The sequence below is a fragment of the Micromonospora tarensis genome, from assembly GCF_016803395.1.
In the GTDB taxonomy this organism is placed as follows: domain Bacteria; phylum Actinomycetota; class Actinomycetes; order Mycobacteriales; family Micromonosporaceae; genus Micromonospora; species Micromonospora tarensis.
Window position 1 is genome coordinate 1 of sequence record NZ_JAEVHL010000011.1, and the last position, 17,213, is coordinate 17,213.

General features: G+C 71.8%; 15 protein-coding genes and 1 pseudogene. 8 read left to right on the forward strand and 8 right to left on the reverse strand.

The features are described from left to right. Positions 1-714 (reverse strand): single stranded DNA-binding domain-containing protein (locus JM949_RS04245; RefSeq protein ID WP_203147133.1); only part of this gene is annotated, 714 nt, incomplete at its 3' end. A gap of 98 nt (positions 715-812) precedes the next feature. Here JM949_RS04245 and cofD point away from each other — a divergent pair. Continuing rightward, a pseudogene (cofD, locus tag JM949_RS04250) lies at positions 813-1,759 on the forward strand (2-phospho-L-lactate transferase). Beyond that, positions 1,756-2,841 carry a coenzyme F420-0:L-glutamate ligase gene (locus JM949_RS04255; RefSeq protein WP_203147134.1) on the forward strand — a complete coding sequence of 362 codons (1,086 nt, stop codon included), beginning with the start codon at positions 1,756-1,758 and terminating at the stop codon, positions 2,839-2,841. The pseudogene cofD and the gene JM949_RS04255 overlap by 4 nt, the downstream one beginning before the upstream one ends. 20 nt (positions 2,842-2,861) lie before the next feature. Here JM949_RS04255 and JM949_RS04260 read toward each other — a convergent pair whose 3' ends face one another. Continuing rightward, positions 2,862-3,860 (reverse strand): ArsR/SmtB family transcription factor, encoded by a 999-nt coding sequence (locus tag JM949_RS04260; protein ID WP_203147135.1) that lies wholly within the window; start codon positions 3,858-3,860, stop codon positions 2,862-2,864. A 370-nt stretch (positions 3,861-4,230) separates the two neighbouring features. On the opposite strand from JM949_RS04260, the gene JM949_RS04265 reads away from it, so the two are divergent. Then, positions 4,231-4,848, forward strand: coding sequence for an NUDIX hydrolase (locus JM949_RS04265; protein WP_203147136.1), 618 nt, complete (start codon positions 4,231-4,233; stop codon positions 4,846-4,848). Here the strand turns inward: JM949_RS04265 and JM949_RS04270 are convergent. Together JM949_RS04270 and JM949_RS04275 are read right to left on the reverse strand one after the other, a co-directional pair. Then, positions 4,817-5,908 carry a mannose-1-phosphate guanylyltransferase gene (locus JM949_RS04270; RefSeq protein WP_203147137.1) on the reverse strand — a complete coding sequence of 364 codons (1,092 nt, stop codon included), beginning with the start codon at positions 5,906-5,908 and terminating at the stop codon, positions 4,817-4,819. The two genes, JM949_RS04265 and JM949_RS04270, sit on opposite strands and share 32 nt — an antisense overlap. A gap of 61 nt (positions 5,909-5,969) precedes the next feature. Then, a complete protein-coding gene (locus JM949_RS04275) occupies positions 5,970-7,115 on the reverse strand; it encodes a glycosyltransferase family 4 protein (RefSeq protein WP_203147138.1) in 1,146 nt (381 codons plus the stop codon). Between the two features lie 154 nt (positions 7,116-7,269). On the opposite strand from JM949_RS04275, the gene JM949_RS04280 reads away from it, so the two are divergent. Continuing rightward, on the forward strand, positions 7,270-7,959 hold the full coding sequence (locus JM949_RS04280) for a TIGR03089 family protein (protein WP_203147139.1): 690 nt from the start codon (positions 7,270-7,272) through the stop codon (positions 7,957-7,959). 20 nt (positions 7,960-7,979) lie between these two features. On the opposite strand, the gene JM949_RS04285 is transcribed toward JM949_RS04280, so the two are convergent. Then, a complete protein-coding gene (locus JM949_RS04285; RefSeq protein ID WP_203147140.1) occupies positions 7,980-9,989 on the reverse strand; it encodes an acetoacetate--CoA ligase in 2,010 nt (669 codons plus the stop codon). Positions 9,990-10,131: 142 nt separating this feature from the next. Beyond that, entirely contained in the window at positions 10,132-10,650 is a 519-nt protein-coding gene (locus tag JM949_RS04290; RefSeq protein ID WP_030337966.1) for an acyl-CoA thioesterase, read from the reverse strand. A gap of 23 nt (positions 10,651-10,673) precedes the next feature. Here JM949_RS04290 and JM949_RS04295 point away from each other — a divergent pair, with 23 nt between their 5' ends. Next, positions 10,674-11,348: a hypothetical protein gene (locus tag JM949_RS04295; RefSeq protein ID WP_203147141.1), complete on the forward strand. Its 675-nt coding sequence runs from the start codon at positions 10,674-10,676 to the stop codon at positions 11,346-11,348. A 65-nt stretch (positions 11,349-11,413) separates the two neighbouring features. Here the strand turns inward: JM949_RS04295 and JM949_RS04300 are convergent, their stop codons facing one another. After that, the gene (locus JM949_RS04300) at positions 11,414-12,706 is read right to left on the reverse strand and encodes a multidrug effflux MFS transporter (protein ID WP_238432570.1); all 1,293 of its coding nucleotides are present in this window, start codon (positions 12,704-12,706) and stop codon (positions 11,414-11,416) included. 459 nt (positions 12,707-13,165) lie between these two features. Here JM949_RS04300 and JM949_RS04305 point away from each other — a divergent pair, with 459 nt between their 5' ends. Genes JM949_RS04305 through JM949_RS04315 form a run of 3 tightly spaced genes read left to right on the forward strand, consistent with a single transcriptional unit; the run spans position 13,166 to position 15,884 of the window. Next, positions 13,166-13,405 (forward strand): hypothetical protein, encoded by a 240-nt coding sequence (locus tag JM949_RS04305; RefSeq protein ID WP_238432571.1) that lies wholly within the window; start codon positions 13,166-13,168, stop codon positions 13,403-13,405. Continuing rightward, positions 13,402-13,977, forward strand: coding sequence for an RNA polymerase sigma factor (locus tag JM949_RS04310; RefSeq protein WP_203147143.1), 576 nt, complete (start codon positions 13,402-13,404; stop codon positions 13,975-13,977). The genes JM949_RS04305 and JM949_RS04310 overlap by 4 nt, the downstream gene beginning before the upstream one ends. A 2-nt stretch (positions 13,978-13,979) precedes the next feature. Next, positions 13,980-15,884: an EAL domain-containing protein gene (locus JM949_RS04315; RefSeq protein WP_203147144.1), complete on the forward strand. Its 1,905-nt coding sequence runs from the start codon at positions 13,980-13,982 to the stop codon at positions 15,882-15,884. Between the two features lie 75 nt (positions 15,885-15,959). Here the strand turns inward: JM949_RS04315 and JM949_RS04320 are convergent, their stop codons facing one another. Beyond that, positions 15,960-17,129 carry an acyl-CoA dehydrogenase family protein gene (locus tag JM949_RS04320; RefSeq protein WP_203147145.1) on the reverse strand — a complete coding sequence of 390 codons (1,170 nt, stop codon included), beginning with the start codon at positions 17,127-17,129 and terminating at the stop codon, positions 15,960-15,962. Positions 17,130-17,213 lie beyond the last annotated feature (84 nt).

Here is a 17,213-nt window from a genome sequence, read left to right on the forward strand (position 1 = left end):
CTGCGGGAACGGCGGCGCGGACTGCGGGTGTGGCGGGGCGGACTGCGGTGCCTGGAACGGCGGGGACGGCTGGGCGTACGGGCTGGAGAACTGCCCCTGCGGGTAGCCGCCCGGCTGGCCGGGAGCAGGCCAGCCGCCCGCCGGCTGACCAGCGGGCTGACCCGGGGCGGGCCAGCCGCCCTGCTGCTGCGGCCAGCCTGGCTGCGGCTGGCCGTAGACGCCCGGCTGGGGCTTGGGCCGCGGCACGTAGTAGTGGGCGCGCCAGACGGTGTAGACCACCCAGGCGGCGATCGCGAAGATCACCATCCAGGCGAACCGGCTGAGCACACCGAGCAGCGCGTCGAGCACCTCGGCGTCGGCCAGTCGGCCCACCGTCCAGATCAGCATGGTCAGCGTGCCGAACAGCGCGCTCACCGCGTACTCGATGAGAGCCGCCTGCGTGATCAGCTTCGCCTTCGGCAGCACCGGCGAGACGTGCGTCGCCAGCAGCACGGCCAGCAGCGGGAGGACCACCGCCTCCAGCCCGATGAACGCCCAGAAGGCGCCTCCCGCACCGTTGGTGAAGTCGTCCGAGGCCATCCAGCGGAGCAGGCCCACGAAGAGCAACACGGCGTTGGCGCCGAGCAGCGCGAGCGCGGCTAGCTCACGAAGCGGCTTGGTCAGCTGACGGGCCTGCGTCGCGTCGGCGGACGCGGGCTCGGCGGGGCTGGTCACGAGCTCCCCCTCGGGGCATGAGCGGACAGGGCGCACGTGAGCCTAGTCTCCTGGGCCGCCGACGGATCGGAGGCGTCACGTGCGCGAGGATGGTCGACATGCGCATCGTGGTACTGGCCGGCGGCATCGGCGGCGCCCGGTTCCTGCTCGGCGTCCGGGCGTACGCCCGGGAGGTCGGCGCGGAGGTGACCGCCGTGGTCAACGTCGGCGACGACCTGTGGCTGCACGGGTTGAAGATCTGTCCCGATCTGGACAGCGTCATGTACACCCTCGGCGGCGGCGCGACCCGGAGCGGGGCTGGGGTCGGGTGGGCGAGAGCTGGACTGTCAAACAGGAGCTGGCCGCGTACGGGGCGCAGCCGACCTGGTTCGGCCTCGGTGACAAGGACATTGCCACCCACCTGGTGCGCTCCACCATGCTCACCGGCGGTTACCCGTTGAGCGCGGTCACCGAGGCGTTGTCCAGCCGGTGGCAGCCGGGGGTGCGTCTGCTGCCGGCCACCGACGACCGGCTGGAGACGCACGCGGTGGTGGAGGACGACCAGGGCCAGCGGGCCATCCACTTCCAGGAGTGGTGGGTGCGGTACCGGGCCGAGATCCTGACCCACCGCTTCGTCTTCGTCGGCGCGGAGGCGGCGAAGCCGGCACCCGGTGTGCTGGACGCGATCGGCGCCGCCGACCTGGTGCTTGTCGCGCCCAGCAATCCGGTGGTGAGTGTGGCACCGGTCCTGGCCGTGCCCGGGCTGCGCGAGGCGGTGGCCGACGGTCCGGCACCGGTGGTGGGCGTCGCGCCGATCATCGGCGGCGCTCCGGTGCGGGGGATGGCGGACCGCTGCCTCGACGTGCTCGGTGTCGAGTGCAGCGCGGCCGGGGTGGGCCGACTGTACGGCGGTCGGGCGGACGGCGGCCTGCTCGACGGCTGGCTGGTGGCCGAGGAGGACGCCGGCACTGTGGTGCCCGACGTGACGGTCCGCGCGGTGCCGCTGTTGATGACCGACGAGGCGGCGACGGCGGCCATGGTCCGCGCCGCGGTGGAGTTGACGTGAGGCTGGAGATCCTGCCGGTGCTCGGCATCGGCCACGTGACCGAGGGTGACGACCTGGCCGCGATGATCGCGACCGCCGCGCCGTGGCTGCGCGACGACGACGTGCTGGTGGTGACCAGCAAGATCGTCTCCAAGGCGGAGGGGCGGCTGGTGGATGTCCCGGCGGACGGGCCCGAGCGGCTGGCCGCCCGGGACGAGGTGCTGGCCGGTGAGACCGCCCGGGTGGTCGCCAGCCGGGGGGCGACCCGGATCGTGCAGACCCACCACGGCTTCGTGATGGCCGCCGCCGGAATCGACGCGTCGAACGTGGACAAGACCCAACTGGTGCTGCTGCCGGTCGACCCGGACGCCTCGGCGCGGGCGCTCCGCGACGCGCTGCGGGAACGCTACGACCTGGACGTGGCCGTCATCGTCAGCGACACGATGGGTCGGCCCTGGCGCAACGGGCTCACCGACGTGGCGCTCGGGGTGGCCGGCATGCCGGCCATCCGGGACCACCGGGGCGAGGTGGACCCGTACGGCAACGAGTTGCAGTTGACCCAGATGGCCGTGGTGGACGAGCTGGCCGGTGCCGGTGAGCTGATCAAGGGCAAGTGCGACCAGGTGCCGGTCGCTGTGGTGCGGGGCTACCTCTCCGCCACGAGCCAGGACGACGCCGGTGGCGCGCGGACGCTGATCCGCGATGCCGCGCAGGACCTCTTCTCGCTCGGTACCGCCGAGGCCCGCGCCGCCGGGCTGACCGACGCCGCCACCCTGGCCGACGGGCCCGGCCCGACGCCGGCCGACCTGACCGCGGTGCGACGGGCGATCGACGCGGTGGCCGAGCTGGTCGCCCCCGGCACGGTCTTCACCCTGGTCGACGAGGTGGAGGTACGCGCCGGACTGGTCGCCGAGATGCCCGGGTGGCCGGACGGCGCCGCCCTGCTGCTCGGCTCGGCCCCGACGCCCGTCGAGCCGATGGGTCTGGTCCGGTTCGGCGCCGACCTGCACCGACTGCGCATCGCGCTGGCCGCCGAGGGCGTCGGGTCGACCCTGTTGCCACCGCCCCCGGGCAGCCCGGCCAGCGCCGCGCTCGCCCTCTGAGAGACGGCCGAACGGCCGGGTCAGGCGTTTAGCATGGCCCGGCCGAGCGGGGTCAGCGTGTGCAGCACGCTGTTGCGTTCCCGGTGGCTGACCAGCAGGCCGGCGTTGCGCAGCACGGTGGCGTGCTGGCTCGCCGCCGCTGGTGAGATGTTGAGTTGCCGGGCGACCTCGCCGGTGGTGCAGCCCTCGTCGCTGGCCTGCAACACCGCCGCCCGGGTACGGCCGAGCAGCGCGGCGAGGGAGTCGCGGGTGACCCCTGCCGATCCCGCTCCGACGCGGTCCGCCGGCGCCAGCCCGCCCAGCCTGTCGACCGGGTAGACCAGCACCGGCGGCAACGCGGGGTCGAGCAGGGCGACCGGGGTGGCCGCGCAGAAGAACGACGGCACCAGCAGTAGCCCCCGACCGTCCAGGTGCAGCTCCCGACTGTGCGGGTAGTTGTGGATCTCGAGCACGCCGCTGTCCCAGCGCATCGCGGGCCGGAGGCTGGCGAGCAGACCCTCGACGCCGCCGTCGAGCAGCGCCCGGGCCCGACGTGCGCGGTCCGCCGCGACCGCGGTCTGGATCCGGCTCCAGTACGGGCTGATCGCCAGGGACCGGTACTGCTCCATCGACTCGGCGAGGTGGTGCAGGGTGGCCACCTCGCCCCGAGCCAGCGCGGCCGCCGAGGAGGGCAGCTGGTTCTCGGTGGCCAGCACGCTCAGGTCCCGGCGCAACAGCTCGGTGGGAGTCCGGCGGAGCGCGTCCAGCCCGGCTTCGAAGCCGTCGACGCTGTCGTAGGGGGTGAGGAAGTCGGGGAAGTACCCGCGCGGCGGGCTCAACGCGAGAAGTAGGCGGAGCTGCTCCGAGGCGGCGTCGTGGCGCAGCTTCCGGGAGACGTTCCGGCGCCAGTCGGCGGTCAGCGGATCGCGGTCGCGGCCCCGCAGCACGTGCAGGCTGAGGACCAGCTCCCAGACCGGGTCCGCCGCCGGCGCCACCCGGGTCCGGAGGATGTCCTCCCCAGAAAAGTGGATCTTCAGCATGGAGCGCTCCAGTGTCGCCGGCAGGGGGATGCCAGGTGACCGTTCGACTCTACCCGGCCGGCGATAATCTCCATCTTTAAGCCAGGACTGAAAAACCTCGACGCTTCCGGGGCCGGTTCGGCATGCTTCGAATGCCCGAACACGGTGCCGACGCGTCCTTGATGCACAGGTGCTGGGCACCGGGGCCGGACAGGCCCCGACGATCGGACGGCACCACGAGGGTCTGCGGCCCTTGCTCCGCAGAGGTGCCGTCCGGTCATCCCGCACGCGCACCCCGCCTGACTCCCGGCCGGGTGGCCGCCACCGCGAAGTTGCCGAGTCGCCGGGTCACCCAGCCACCAGACAGGGCACGCGCTCGTAGAGTGTCGGGGTGCCCGACACCGCGATCACCGGACCGACCACCCCTTCGACCGACCCCGAGGCGTACGCCGCGCTGCACGCCGACGCCACCGCGCTGCTCGAAGGCTGGCAGCCCACCAGCCCGGAGTCGGCCACGGCCCGCGACCGGACCCTCGCTCTGCTCGCCGCCGGCCCGGTCGCGATGAGTCGGCAGCACCGCCCGGGGCACCTCACCGCCAGCGCGTTGGTGCTCGACGCCACCGGCTCGCGGGTGCTGCTCTGCCTGCACGGCAAGTTCGGGCGTTGGGTGCAGCTCGGCGGGCACTGCGAGCCGGTCGACCAGACCCTGGTCGCCGCCGCCCTGCGCGAGGCCACCGAGGAGTCCGGCATCGCCGGCCTGCGGATCGACCCGGTGCCGATCGACGTGGACGTGCACGAGGTGCGGTGTCAGGGCGGCTCCCTGCACCACGACGTACGGTTCGCCGTGCTGGCCCCACCGGCGGCGGTGGAGCAGGTCAGCGACGAGGCCGAGGCGCTGGGCTGGTTTCCGGCGGACGAGCTGCCCGAACCACTGGCCGGTGGGACCGTGCAGCTGGTCGCACCGGCCCTCGCGGCGCTCAGACGTAGCCCTCTTCGCCTCGCTCCTTGAGCTCGTCGACCAGGGTCTTGACGTCCTGGGCCCGGTCGCGCGGACAGACCAGCACCGCGTCCGGGGTGTCCACCACGATCAGGTCGCGCAACCCGAGAACGGCCACCAGCCGACCTGACTGCGGCACCACCACCAGGTCGCTGCTGTCCCGCAGCAGCACACCCGGCTTGGCCTCGGTGCCGAGCACGACGTTGCCCGCCTCGTCAGCCGGCAGCACGTCACCCAGGGTGTGGAAGTCGCCGACGTCGTTCCAGCCGAAGTCGCCCGGCACCGTCGCCACCCGGCCCGCCGTGGCCGCGCCCTCCATCACCGCGTAGTCGACGGAGATCTTCGGCAGGGTCGGCCAGATCGCGCCCAGAACCTCGTCCTGCTCGGGGGTGCCCCAGGCGGCGGCGATCGCGGTGACGCCGGCGTGCAACGCCGGCTGCTGCCGGGCCAGCTCGGCGAGGAAGACGTCCACCCGCCACACGAACATGCTCGCGTTCCACAGGTGCCGGCCCGAACGGACGTACGCCTCGGCGACCTCCGCGCCCGGCTTCTCCTTGAACTCGGCCACCGGCCGCCACGGCGAATCCGCTGTCTCGTCGCCGGTCTCCAGGTAGCCGTAGCCCGTCTCGGCCCGGGTCGGAGTGATCCCGACGGTCATCAGCATGCCCTGCTCGGCCCCGCGAACCGCCTCCTGAACGGTGCGCACCCAGCTGTCCGGGTCGCGGATCAGGTGGTCCGCCGCGAAGCTGCCCATCACCGCGTCCGGGTCGCGTATCGCGATCACCGCCGCGGCCAACGCGATCGCCGCGCAGGAGTCCCGGGGAGAGGGCTCGACCAGGATGTTCTCCTCCGGCAGACCGGTCAGCTGCCGAGCCACCGCCGCGACGTGCGCGGCCCCGGTGACCACCAGGGTCCGATCCGGTGTGGTCAACGGCGCGAGCCGTGCCACTGTCGCCTGGAGCAGCGACGCGCTGGTACCGGTCAGCGGGTGGAGGAACTTGGGGTGGCCAGCGCGGGACAACGGCCACAACCTTGTGCCGCTGCCACCTGCCGGAATGACCGCATAAAGCATCCGCACATCATGCCCGACGGACCTGCCCGTAGTGGCACCGGTCACGATCAGCGGCGACGGATCAGGACCGGGCCCGACTCCAGGCCGCGATGTGCACCTCGGCGCTGGACTCCCAGGTGAACTCCTTGGCCCGGTCGAAGCCCGCCTTCGCCAGTGACAACCGTCGCTGCTCGTCGTCGAGGAGGGCGGCCAGATCCGTGCCGATCTGCTCCGGGTCCTCCGAGGTGTACGCGACCGCGTCGCCGCCCACCTCGGGCAGCGAGAGCCGAGGCGTGGTCAGCACCGGGGCGGCGCACGCCATCGCCTCCAGGATCGGCAACCCGAACCCCTCGCCGTAGGACGGATAGGCGGCGACCAGCGCGCCACCGAGGAAACCCGGCAGGTCGCCGTAGCGCAGGTAGCCGGGGCGCAGCAGACGCAGGTGCGACGGCACCTCGGCCACCGCCCGGTCGATGTCGTCGTCGTGCCCCTGCCCACCGGCGATCACCAGGGCGGGCGGGTCGACCCGGTCGGCCACCGCACGCGCCCAGCCACGGATCAAATTGGGCACGTTCTTCCGCGGCTCCTTGGCCCCGAGGAAGGCCACGTAGCTGCTGTCACCCAGCCCCAGGCGGGCGCGTACCCGGGCCTTCTCCTCCTCGGTGGGAGCGTGGAAGGCGGCCTGGTCGACGCCGTGGTAGGCCACGTCGATGCGGGTCGGGTCGGCGTCGAGCAGCCGGATCAGCTCGTCCCGGGTGGCCTTGCTCGGCACGATCACCCGGTCGGCGCGGCGTAGCGAGGTCTTGATGGCACTGCGGAAGAACGTCCGCCGCGACTTGTCGTAATGCTCCGGCTCGGTGAAGAACGTCGCGTCGTGCACGGTGACCGTGACCGGACACCCCGCCCGCAGCGGGCAGGTGTAGAAGGGCGAGTGCAGCACGTGCGCGCCCACCTGCTGAGCGAGCAGCGGCAGGCCGGTCTGCTCCCACGCGAGCCGGGCCGGACGGTGCGCCACCGCGGCCGGCGCGGGGACGATCTCCGCGCCGGGCAGCATCCGGGTGTAACGCTCCAGGTCGGTGCGGAGGCTGACCACTGCCAGCTCCACCCCCGACCCGCACACCTTGCCGAGGGCACCGAGCAGGCCATCGACGTATCGACCGACGCCACCACGGTCGGCGGGGACACTCGTGGCGTCGATGAGCACGCGGGGCGGGCGACCGGCGGTCACGGGGCGACTCCTTGCACTGGCGGGTCTGTGGGGAACAACACTCCGGGGGTCAAGCCTACGCCGGCACGCGGGGCCGACGCTGACTGCGACCCGACGGTACGCCGACTTGTCATCGTCATCGAGTACGGCCCGCAGGGGCGTATCGTTCGCGCCGATGGCCGACAACATTGCCCGGGTGTTCGCCGACGCGTTCGCGACCGACCCGACCCGACCGCTGCTCACCTGGTACGACGACGCCAGCGGCGACCGTACCGAACTCTCCGGCGCCACCCTGGCGAACTGGGTGGCGAAGACCGCCAATTTGCTGGTCGACGAGGTGGGTCTCGCGCCGGGCACCCCGGCCGGCGTGCTGTTGCCACCGCACTGGCAGACCGCGGCGGTGCTGCTGGGTTGCTGGTCGGCCAAGCTGAGTGTGGTCGACACGCCGGGAGACGTGGACGTCCTCTTCGCCGCCGCCGACCAGTTCGACGAGGCGCAGTCCTGGTCGGCCGACGAGCGGTACGCCCTCGGGTTGGCCCCGCTCGCCGCCCCGCTCCGGCAGGTGCCGCCCGGGTTCGCCGACTACGTGGTCGAGGTACGCCGGCACGGTGACCACTTCCGACCGCAGCCCGGTCCGGGCCCCACCGACGCGCACCTGCTCGCCCGCGCCGAGGCCCGCGCCACCGAGCTGGGCATCGAGCCCGGCGCGCGGATCCTCGTCGACACCGCCCGGTACCCCGACCCGGTGGACTGGCTGCTGGCCCCGCTCACCCGGGCGGCCACCGTCGTGCTCTGCGCCAACCTGGCCCCGGCCAGCCTCCCCACCCGCCTGAGCACGGAGAAGGTCACCCACCCGCTGCCGTGACGCAGCCGCACCGGCGACTGTCAGGCGGGCGTCCTGTGCGGAGGTCGGCGTTGGGCCAGCGCGGCGAAGGCGGTCAGGGACTCGGGGTTGGCCAGGGCGCCCTTGGCCGCGGCCTGGTCGACCGGAGTTCCGGTGAGGATCTTCTTGACCGGCACCTCCAGCTTCTTCGCCGAGAGGGTGCGTGGCACCGAACGGACCTGATGGATCTCGTCGGGCACGTGCCGGGGTGAGAGCGCGGTCCGCAGTTCGCGGCAGATCTTCGCGCGCATCGGGTCGTCCAACTCCAGACCCTCGGCCAGCACCACGAAGAGCAGCAGCTCGCCGGCGCCGCCCTCGTCGTCCTCGAGGTGCACGACGACGGAGTCCAGCACCTCGTCCAGCCCCTCCACCACCGAGTAGAACTCGGCGGTGCCCAGCCGCACCCCGCCCCGGTTGAGGGTGGCGTCGGAGCGTCCGGTGATCACGCAGCCGCCCCGCTCGTTGATGGTGATCCAGTCGCCGTGCCGCCAGACCCCCGGGTAGACGTCGAAGTACGCCTCGGCGTAGCGGACGCCGTCCCTGTCGTTCCAGAAGCCCACCGGCATGCTCGGCATCGGCTCGGTGATCACCAGTTCGCCGAGTTCGCCGATGACCGGCGTGCCGTCGGCGGATCGGGCCTCCACCTTGGCACCCAACGCCCGGCAGGCGATCTCGCCGGCGTACACCGGCAGGAGCGGCACCCCGCCGACGAAGCCGGTGCACACGTCGGTGCCGCCGGAGAGCGACTGGAGCTGGAGGTGGTCGCCCACCGCCTCGTACACCCAGCGGAAGCCCTCGGCGGGCAGCGGCGCACCGGTGGAGCCGACCCCGCGCAGCGCGGACAGGTCGGCGCTGTCCCGGGGGACCAGCCCGGACTTGCGACAGGCCAGCAGGAACGGCGCGGAGGTGCCGAAGTACGTGGTGCCGGTCTCGGCCGCCAGCCGCCACAGCGCACCGAGGTCCGGCTCAGCCGGCCGGCCGGGCTCCGCCCGGACCCCGGGATTGCCGTCGAAGAGCACGATGGCCGCGCCCACCGCCGGCCCGGAGACCAGGAAGTTCCACATCATCCAGCCGGTGGTGGTGAACCAGAAGAACCGGTCCGCCGGGCCCAGGTCGTGGTGCAGGGCGAGCATCTTCAGATGCTCCAGCAGGATGCCGCCGTGACCGTGCACGATCGGCTTGGGCAGCCCGGTGGTGCCCGAGGAGTAGAGCACGTACAGCGGGTGGTCGAACGGCACCGGCGTGAACGTCAACGGCTCGTCGCTGGGCGCGGCCAGTTCGGCCCAGCTCACCGCACCCTCCGGCGGGACGCCAGCCGGGTCCAGGTAGCCGATGCTCACGGCGTGCCGCAGCGACGGCAGGGCGGCCCGGATCGCGGCGACCTCGGCCCGCCGGTCCACCGGCTTGTCGCCGTAGCGGTAGCCGTCCACGGCGACCAGCACTGTTGGCTCGATCTGCTGCCACCGGTCGGTGACGCTACGGGTGCCGAACTCCGGCGCGCAGGACGAGAAGATCGCACCGAGGCTGGCGGTGGCCAGCAACAGGACGTACGTCTCGGGAATGTTCGGGGCGTACGCCGCCACCCGGTCACCGGCGGTGACGCCGAGCCGCCGCAGCCCGGCCGACACCCGACGGACCTGGTCGCGCAGTTGTGCCGCGCTCACTGTGACCGGCGGGCGGGTCTGCCCGTGTGCGATCACCACCGGGTCGTCGTCCGCCCGCCCCGGCATGCGCAGCACGTTCTCCGCGTAGTTGAGGGTGGCCCCGGGGAACCAGCGGGCGCCGGGCATCCCCCGCTCGGCGAGGGTGGCGGTCGGCGGGGTGTGCGCGACGACCTCGAAGTGGTCCCAGATCGAGCGCCAGAACGCGTCCAGATCGGTGGTGGACCAGCGCCACAGCTCGTCGTAGTCGGCGAAGTCCAGCCCACGGTGCTCCCGCAACCAGCGCAGGTAGGTGCCGATCCGGGACCTGTCGCGTACGTCCGCCGGCGGCGCCCACAGCATGTCACCCACTGCTCCACCCCTCCCCTGGCCCGGCACGACACTGTGACTGGGCGTGGCGCCATCTTGCCCTACCTCGAAGCGCCATTCTGCGCACCGGGTGCGCCAACCGACGCGTGCCCGTCCCACACTCCACCCGGCCACCTCGTGTGGGTCAGCCGGCGCGGTGGGCCTGGATGGCGCGGCGGCGGGCGAGGCGGTGCGCACGGCGGATCTCCGCCTCCTTGTACCGGCGCTCGTCCTCCGCCGTCTCCGGCAGCACCGGGCGGACCGCGCGCGGCGCCCCGCCGACGTCCACCCCGACGAAGACCAGGTACGCGGTGGCGACCCGGACCGGCGCGTCCTCGGCCGAGTCCCAGCGCTCGGCGACCACCCGGACCCCGACCTCCATCGAGGTCTGGCCGGTCCAGTTGACCTGCGCGTGGGCGTGCACGAGATCACCGACCCGGACAGCCTCGGAGAAGACGATCTCGTCGATCGCGGCGGTCACCGCCGTTCCGCCGCTGTGTCGGGCGGCGGCGGCCCCCGCCACGTCGTCGACGAACTTCATCAGGACTCCGCCGTGCACGGTGCCGTAGAGGTTCACATCCACCGCCGTCATGATCTTGCTGAGAGTGACGCGCGAGTACGACGTCGGCTTGCCGTTCGGAGCGGCGGAGAGGTGCTCAGTCATGTCGAAAACGGTACGGTGCGCGGATGCGACATCTCTGGAGCTTCCTCGCCGGGCTGGTGGTGGCGCCCATCACCTGGGTGCTGGTCACACTGGGGCAGGACGGGTCGAGCCGGACGGTCGACCGCTGGGTGGAGACCGGCACCTTCAACACGGCCAACCTGATCGAGCCGGCCGTGTACCTCGGTGTCGGTGGTGTCCTGCTGGGCCTGCTCGGCACGCTGCGCTTCTCGCCGCTGGGCCCGCTGGTGGCCGGGGCGCTGCTGGTCACCCCGTACATCGGGATGTTCGTGGCACCCTTCTCGGTGCGGGACGCGATCCCGCACGACTGGAAGGTGTTCGGCGATCCGTTGCCGCTGCGGCTGCCGGTGGAGAACGGCACGCTCTTCCTGATCGGCCTACTGCTGCTGATGGCGACCTTCAGCGTGCAGCGTTGGCGGCCGTGGCCGACCCCGACGGCCGCTGCGACCTCGGCCCCCGCCCCGGCGGCGGACGCCGGCCCGGGCAACGACGACTTCACCCTGACCGACTGGCCGTCGCCCGCGCCCACCGAGCGCGACACCGCGCCCCTCACTCTCGGTTACCCGACCGACTCGACACCGACCGAGCCGCTGCCCCGTCGGGTGGGTGGCGAATCGCCCTGGTCCGCCCCGCCGCGCGGTCAACCGCGCCCGGAGGACGACACCACCGAGATCCGCTGATCGTCGGGCGGGCCGGGTGACGGCCCGCCCGCTGTCCAGCTGGAGCGCCGCCCGGTGCGGGCCGGCTAGTGCCCGGCGACCGCGAGGTCCGGGTCGACCGCGCCGAGGCTGGCGCGAGGCACGACGAGGAGCATGACGACCAGCGCGGCGGCCATGCCGCCCGCGATGACGATCGCCATCGACACGCTCCCGGTGCCGAACAGGCCGGCGAGCGGTGCCGACACCGCGCCGACACCGAACTGCACCGCGCCGAGCAGCGCCGCGGCGGTGCCAGCGGCCTCACTGTGCCGGCTCATCGCCAGCGCCGGAGCGTTCGGCAGGGCCAGACCGGCGGCGGCCAGGACCAGCCACAGTGATGCGAGCAGGGTGCCGAGACCGCCGAAGCCGGTCGCGGCGAACACGATCAGCAGCAGCCCGGCGGCCGTTCCGGCGATCAGGGCGCCGACCAGGATCTGCTGCGGGGTGTAGCGGCGCAGCAGCCGGACGTTGAACTGGGTGGCCCCGATCAGGCCGACCGCACCGGCCCCGAAGGCCAGGCCGAACTGCTGCTCGTCGAGGCCGTACTCGCGCTGGAGCACGAACGACGAGCCCGAGACGTACGCGAACAGGGCCGCCATCGCCAGCCCGGCCACCAGCACCAGGCCGACGAACGCCCGGTCGTTGAGCAACCCCCGATAGTCGCGCACTGTGGCCCCCACTCCGCCGTGCCGGCGACGGGTGACCGGAAGGGTCTCCGGCAGTCGGAACGCGGCGACGACGATCAGCAGCGCGCCCAGCACCGCCAACGCGGCGAAGACGCCCCGCCAGTCGGTCCAGCTCAGCAGGGCGCTGCCCAGGGTCGGCGCGAGGATGGGCGCCAGACCCATGACGAGCATCAGCCGGGAGAAGATCCGGGCGAACGAGGCGCCGCTGAACAGGTCGCGGACGACGGCGGTCGCGACCACGGTGGCGGCCGCGACACCGAGCCCCTGCAATACCCGCAGCGTGCCGAGCACGGCGATGTTGGGCGCGAACACGCACAGCACGGACGCCACGACGTGCGCGGCCAGCCCGGCCAGCAGCGGTAGCCGTCGCCCGACCACGTCGGAGAGCGGCCCGATCAGCAGCTGACCCAACGCCAGGCCGATCAACGTGCCGGTCAGCGTCAGCTGCACCGCGGTCTCGGTGGTTCGCAGACCGGCCGTGATGGCGGGCAGCGCGGGCAGGTACATGTCGATGGTCAACGGCCCGATCGCGATCAAGGCGCCCAGCACGAGGACGAGCTGCGTGCGCTGCCGGTTGGTCATCAGGTCGCCGGGCGGCACCTCCCGCCCGGACGAGGAGTCGTGGCCGGTCTTCGTCGACAGCTGCTTCATCATCTCGATCTCCGTGCGGGGGCAGACGCGCCGTCAACGAGAGAGTGACGAGGCGGGGCGGACGAGGATGATCCTCTAGGGTTGCAACGTCACCGAGGTCGATCACGATTCCCGTGTGTGGGGAGTCACCACCTGTGGGCGCGTTCCGCCGGGCGGTGAAGCCGCAATTCTCGGCTAATGCAAATCCCATTCGAAGGCGAGCACCATCAGCCGCAGTCCGAATACGGAGCGCGACATTCACGTTTTTTCTCCGACCCACCCGAACGGACCCTCTATTGTGGCCGGACGGTGGAGAGGGCCCAGGTCAATGACTATTAGCTGATCATGATCGCAGAATCGCCCGGCGCCGCCACCTACATTCGCCCCCTCCACAGAGAGTTATATGCGGAAAGGCAACTACGGATGCGTGAGGCGAGGATGAACGATCATTTGCGAGGGCTTCTTCCCGACAGCGCTACCGGCATGGTCTTGGGGCTGGTGGCCGGGGTGGCGATCGGACTGGTCCGTGCCTACCTCCGGCACCGCACCCGGGTCCAGGCGGAGCGGGAACTGTCCGCCCGGACGGCGACCCGAGCCGCCGGCCTGATCAGCCTGGTGAACGGTCGCCACGAGAACATCAAGGTCGACGAACGGGACCGCGACGGGCACCGCGTCGTGGAACTGCGCGGACCACAGCGGACAAGCGACAAGGAGGCGGCATGATCACGAACAGCTCGGCCGTGGCCCGCGCCGCGACCCGCTCGACGGAGCCGACGCCGGCCGAGCTCGACGCCACCTTCGCCGCCTTCTGCGACGAGAACTTCCTGCGGGTCGAGCGCTTCCTGCGCGCCCGCTGCACCGACCGCGACCTCGTGGACGAGGCCGTCCAAGAGACGTTCATCACCGCCCGGGCCAAGTGGGCCCAGATCCGCGGCTTCGAGAAGCCCCTGGCCTGGGTGTTCAAGACGGCGCGGCACAAGCTCCTGGGACAGCAGAGCCGGCGGACCCGCACCAACACCACCACGACGAACCTGGACGAGCTGCCACCCGAACTCCTCACCCAGCCGACCGACCCCCGGGAGGCGGACGAACTGCTCGTCGCGTGGCTCCAACAGCTTCCGCCACGGCAGGCAGAGGTCTTCGTCCTTTTCTTCGACGGCTGGTGTGACCTCGACATCGCCAAGATGCTGGGTCTCGCGCACACCACCGTCCGGGCGTACAAGCAGCAGGCGCGCCAACATCTGCAGCGCCTCGCGGAACAGGCCGGATTCAACAAGCCAACGACGGGGAGGTAACGGTGAACCTCGACGACGTGCTGGCTCTCGCGGCCGAACGTACCCCCACCCCACTGGAACGCGCGCGGGCCCGGCGCGCGAGCCGAAAGATCCAGCAGGCCTACGCCCACGCCGCCACGGCCGGGCGAGACCTCGTCGTGGACGTCGACCCGCACGACCCGCTGAACACCGACGCCGATGAGGCCGCCCGGATCGCCCGCGCGGCCCAACTGGCCAAGTTGGGCACCATCACCTGGATCTCCGCCAGTGGCGAGATCTCCTGGTCGGACGAGATGTCCCTCATCCTCGGGTGCGCCCCCGGCACCGTCCGGCCCTCCACCGACCTGCTCTTCGAACTGGTCCATCCCGAGGACGCGCACGGCGTCCGACGCACCATCCACTCGGCGTGGCGGGAGCAGACCGTCAAGGAGACCACGTACCGGGTGGTCCGACCGGACGGCGCCACCCGCTACGTGCACTGCTACATCGAGGTCCTGATCGACCGGTTCGACCAACCGCACGGCATCATCGGCACCGGCCAGGACGTCACCGACCTGGAGCTGGCCCGCCAGGAGCGGGACCGGCTCGCCCGCCGGTGCGAGACCGCCCGGACCGAACTGATCAGCCGCGACCCGGCCACCGGCCTGCTGACCCGCCCCCGCTTCGCCGACGAACTCGACCGGACCCAACGCGCAGGATCAGGCGCCCTGCTGGTGGTCGCCGCCGAGCCGCTGAACCTGCCGAACTCGGGGCACGACCACGCGACCCAGGATCGGCTCGCTGCCGCGATAGCCGGTGTGGTGAAGAACGTCGCCCGCCGGACCGCCGTGTGCGGGCTCGTCGGCCCCGGTGAGTTCGGCGTCCTCTTACAGAACACCACGATGACGTCGGCCACGACCATCGCGGAGAGCATCATCGACAGCCTGCGCAGTCACTCGTTCGTCGTCGGGCAGGACCGCGAACGGGTACGCCTCGACGCCTGGGGGGGTCTGGTCCGGTACCAGGAGGGCGACGACAGCAGCAGCTTCGACCTGCTGGTGGACGCGGAGAGCGGGTGGCGGCAGGCCAGGCGGCAGCGGGTGGCACTGACCGTGCTGCGACAGCCGGCCCGTCCGGAGGAGCGGCAGGAGACCTGCCGTAGCCGGATCCGGGCGGCGGTCGCCGGAAACAGCTTCGCCCTCTACGCCCAGCCGATTCTCGACCTGAGCCTCAACCAGATCACCCGTCAGGAGATTCTCCTGCGCGTGCTCGACGGCACCGGCCAGCCGGTGGCACCGTCGGCCTTCCTCGACGTCGCCGAACGGGTCGACGAGATCTGGCCGATAGACCGCTGGGTCATCGACCACACCATGGAGCTGATCGCACACGGACCGCGGACGTCGCACTACCAGGTGAACGTCTCGGGCCGTTCGCTCGGCGATCCGCACCTGCTCGAACACGTGTACGAGGTGGTGAAGCGACACGCGATCGACCCGTCCCAGGTCACCTTCGAGATCACCGAGACGGCGCTGATCGGCAACCTGACCCAGGCCATCGACTTCGCCTGCGGGATCCGGGAGATCGGTTGTCGGCTGGCTCTCGACGACTTCGGCTCCGGCTACGGCACGTTCACCTACCTCAAGTACTTCCCGATCGACCTGGTGAAGATCGACGGCGACTTCATCAGCAAGATCGAGGAGTCCCGTCCGGATCAGGTGATCGTCCGGTCGTTCGTCGACATGTGCCGAGGGCTGGGCATCCGGACCGCCGCCGAGTTCGTCGAGAGCGAGGCGACCCTGCGTCTGCTCCGCGACTACGGCGTGGACTTCGCGCAGGGCTACGCCGTCGGCAAGCCGACCCCGGTGGGCAACGCGCACCGCGCCCTGCTGGGTTCCGCCGAGATCGAGACAGCCGAGCTGGGCCCGGCGCTCCGTACGGCGATCGGATGACCGACCGCACGGGCGACCGCCGCGACGGCACCGGGACCCTCCGGCGGTCGTCCAGCGGAGCGCCGCACCAAGGCGCTAGACGACGCCGGCCAGCAGCTGCCGGGCCATGACGATCCGCTGCACCTGGTTGGTGCCCTCGTAGATCTGGGTGATCTTGGCGTCGCGCATCATCCGCTCGACCGGGTAGTCCCGGGTGTAGCCGTAGCCGCCGAGCAGCTGCACCGCGTCGGTGGTGATCTCCATGGCGGCGTCCGAGGCGAAGCACTTGGCCGCCGCGCCGAAGTAGGTGAGGTCCGCGTCGCCCCGCTCGGACTTGCCGGCCGCGGCGTACGTCAACTGCCGGGCGGCCTCCAGCTTCATGCCCATGTCGGCGAGCATGAACTGGATCCCCTGGAACTCGGCGACCGCCCTGCCGAACTGCCGGCGCTCGGCCACGTACCCCTTGGCGTAGTCGAGCGCGCCCTGGGCGATCCCGACGGCCTGCGCGGCGATGGTGACCCGGGTGTGGTCAAGGGTCTTCATCGCGGTGCCGAAGCCGGTGCCCTCCGCGCCGATCATCCGGTCGGCCGGGATCCGCACGTTGTCGAGGTAGACCTCGCGGGTGGGCGAGCCCTTGATGCCGAGCTTCTTCTCCGGGGCGCCGAAGCTCACCCCGGCATCGGACTTCTCGACCACGAAGGCCGAGATGCCCCGGGACCGGGCGGACGGGTCGGTGACCGCGAAGACGGTGTAGAACTCGGACACCCCGGCATTGGTGATCCAGCGCTTCACCCCGTTGAGCACCCAGTGATCCCCGTCACGTACCGCCCTGGTGGTCATCGACGCCGCGTCGCTGCCCGCCTCCGGCTCGGAGAGGCAGTACGAGAACATGGCGTCGCCGGCCGCGACCGGCGTCAGGTAGCGGCGCTTGATCTCCGCGGAACCGGACAACAGCAGCGGCATCGTGCCGAGCTTGTTCACCGCCGGGATCAACGAGGACGACGCGCAGGCGCGGGCCACCTCCTCGATCACGATGGCGGTGGCCAGTGCGTCAGCGCCCGCGCCGCCGTACTCCTCGGGGATGTGCGGGGCGTGGAAGTCGGCCGCCCGCAGCGCGTCGTAGGACGCCTTGGGGAACTCCCCGGTCTCGTCGGCCTCGGCCGCGTGCGGCGCCACCTTCACGGCGCAGATCTCGCGCACCGCCTCCCGGATCACCTGGTGCTCCTCGGGCAACCGGTAGACGTCGAACGACTCCCCTGCGGCCATCTCGGCCCTCCCCTTCACCGCTATCATGCGCAGTCTGTGACGACTCCTGACCGCCGACCGCGCAGACTGAAGACTAGCGACTGC

Coding starts and splice junctions, on each gene's coding strand:
- JM949_RS04260 (WP_203147135.1), bottom strand. CDS start 3,860: ATGCTGAAGATCCACTTTTCTGGGGAGGACATCCTCCGGACCCGGGTG.
- JM949_RS04270 (WP_203147137.1), bottom strand. CDS start 5,908: ATGCTTTATGCGGTCATTCCGGCAGGTGGCAGCGGCACAAGGTTGTGG.
- JM949_RS04280 (WP_203147139.1), top strand. CDS start 7,270: ATGGCCGACAACATTGCCCGGGTGTTCGCCGACGCGTTCGCGACCGAC.
- JM949_RS04290 (WP_030337966.1), bottom strand. CDS start 10,650: ATGACTGAGCACCTCTCCGCCGCTCCGAACGGCAAGCCGACGTCGTAC.
- JM949_RS04295 (WP_203147141.1), top strand. CDS start 10,674: ATGCGACATCTCTGGAGCTTCCTCGCCGGGCTGGTGGTGGCGCCCATC.
- JM949_RS04300 (WP_238432570.1), bottom strand. CDS start 12,706: ATGATGAAGCAGCTGTCGACGAAGACCGGCCACGACTCCTCGTCCGGG.
- JM949_RS04305 (WP_238432571.1), top strand. CDS start 13,166: ATGGTCTTGGGGCTGGTGGCCGGGGTGGCGATCGGACTGGTCCGTGCC.
- JM949_RS04310 (WP_203147143.1), top strand. CDS start 13,402: ATGATCACGAACAGCTCGGCCGTGGCCCGCGCCGCGACCCGCTCGACG.
- JM949_RS04320 (WP_203147145.1), bottom strand. CDS start 17,129: ATGGCCGCAGGGGAGTCGTTCGACGTCTACCGGTTGCCCGAGGAGCAC.